Below are 2181 nucleotides of genomic sequence, written 5' to 3' on the forward strand. Positions count from 1 at the left end.
CCGACACCCTGGCCGCGGCCATGGTACGGGCCGCGCGAGAGGCCTTGAAGGGCGTACCGGACATCTGGCACCTGCACAACCACAGCCTTGGCAAGAACACGGCACTGCCGGGCGCCGTGCTGCGGCTCGCCCGCGACGGCCAGCACCTGCTGCTGCAGCCTCACGACTTTGCTGAAGACGGCCGCCCACTGCTCTACGCGCGCCTGCGTCGCGACTTGGCGGATGGTGACGTCGGGCGACTCTCAGCCCTGCTTTACCCGCTCGCACCCCAGATCCACTATGCGGCACTGAACCGGCGCGACCGGGACTTTCTTGCCGCGGCAGGCGTCCCGCAGGCCCAGCTTCACACCCTGCCCAACGCCGTATCCCTGGGTCCGGCGCCCGATTCCGGGTCGGCAGAGCACGGTCATGCACAACAACGGCGCGCCGATGGCCAGCGCCTCTGGCTCTATCCGACCCGCGCCATCCGCCGCAAAAACCTCGGCGAGCTGCTGCTCTGGGCCGCACTGGCGGGAGAGGAGGACCGCTTCGCCACCACCCAGGCGCCGCAGAACCCCCAGGAAGTGCCGGCCTATCGGCGCTGGGTAGCACTCTCGGCGGAGCTGGGCCTCCGGATGGCGTTCGAGGTGGGCGCTGGTGGCCGACCGTTTCCGGCGCTCGTCGCCGACAGCCACGCGTTGGTGACCACCAGCATCGCCGAGGGCTTTGGCCTGGCCTTTCTAGAGCCCTGGCTGCTCGGCCGACCACTGGCAGGCCGCGACCTGCCGGAGATCACGGCGGATTTCACCGCCACCGGGGTGCAGCTGCCTGGGCTCTACGATCGCCTCTTGGTGCCGCTCGAATGGCTGGACAGCTCGCGGCTGCGCAGCGTCTTCGAGACCGCGGCGACGCAGCGTGCAGCCGCCTTCGGCTGGGCCGTCGCGGACGCCGCCGAGCGCGCCTGGCAGCATGTTCTGCACGATGACATGATCGACTTCGGCCGGTTGGACGAGCCCGCCCAGGAGGAGGTCATCCGCCGACTCCGCCATGACCCGGCTGCGCGCGGCGAGCTGCGCCCGCAGGCGCTCACTGTGTCGGCCGATGCGGCACTCATCGATCAGAACCGCGCCATTATTGCGGCCCACTACTCGGTGCAGGGCTACGGTGAGCATCTCGCGGCCATCTATGCAGCCGTCGCCGCGGCGCCACCGTCACCGACCTTCGCCGCCGCCGACGGCGCTGCCTTGTTGGCCCGTTTTCTGGCACCGGAGCGCCTCTGGCTGCTCCGAAGCTGATTGACGAGACATCTCATGACCCCGGACGCCGAGTCCCATCTGGTTGAGCGCGTGCGCGCGCTCACCAAGCCATTGACGCCCCAGCCGACGGCGGCGGTTCCGCGACTGGAGCCCCTACCGGGAATCCGGGCCGTCGTCTTCGATGTCTACGGCACGCTTGTCATCTCCGGGAGCGGCGACATCGGCCTCACCGCCACCAGCGCGGCCGAAGGCGCCTTCGCCGAGGCATGGACCGCGGCGGGGCTCAGCGCCGCTGCCCTGCCGGCGGCATTCGATGGCCCGGCGATGCTCAAGGCGGAGATCCAGCAAGAGCACGTCGCGAGCCGCGCCCGCGGGGTCGATCACCCGGAGGTGGACATCGTCGCCGTCTGGCAGGCGCTGCTCGCAAAGCTCGGCGCACCCATGGACCCGGATCAGGCGCGCGAGCTCGCGCTGGAATACGAACTGCGGACAAACCCGGTGTGGCCCATGCCTGGACTCGATGACACGGTTGAGACCTTGGCCCGCCGCGGCATGGTGCTCGGCATCGTCTCCAATGCCCAGTTCTACACGCCGCTCATGCTGCATGCCTTTCTCGGCCGGCCCCTGAACAGCGCCGGAGTCGACCCGCGCTGCTGCGCCTTCTCCTACCGCCAGGGCGTGGCCAAGCCGTCCACCGCCATCTACGCCCTGGCGTTGAGCGGTCTCGCACAGCACCATCATATCTCGCCGACCGAAGTGCTCTACATCGGCAATGATGTACGCAACGACATCCAACCCGCCCAGACCCTCGGCTGCCGCACCGCGCTCTTCGCCGGCGATGCGCGCTCCCTGCGCCTGCGCGAGGACGATGCACAGCTTCGCAAGGTCAAGCCCGACCGCGTGTTGACCGAGCTCAGCCAAATCACCTCTGACCTGCTGCCCTCGC

At 69.2% G+C, this 2181-nt stretch carries 2 protein-coding genes; both read left to right on the forward strand.

The window, feature by feature from the left end; all coding sequences use genetic code 11:
- A partial coding sequence (locus tag I6U14_RS14140) for a hypothetical protein (protein ID WP_296900158.1) occupies positions 1 to 1274 on the forward strand: 1274 nt, incomplete at its 5' end.
- A gap of 15 nt (positions 1275 to 1289) precedes the next feature.
- On the forward strand, positions 1290 to 2181 hold an 892-nt coding region (locus tag I6U14_RS14145), incomplete at its 3' end, for an HAD family hydrolase (RefSeq protein ID WP_296900159.1).

Origin of the sequence: Thiohalocapsa sp. (assembly GCF_019695415.1) — a bacterium.
Classification (GTDB): domain Bacteria; phylum Pseudomonadota; class Gammaproteobacteria; order Chromatiales; family Chromatiaceae; genus Thiohalocapsa.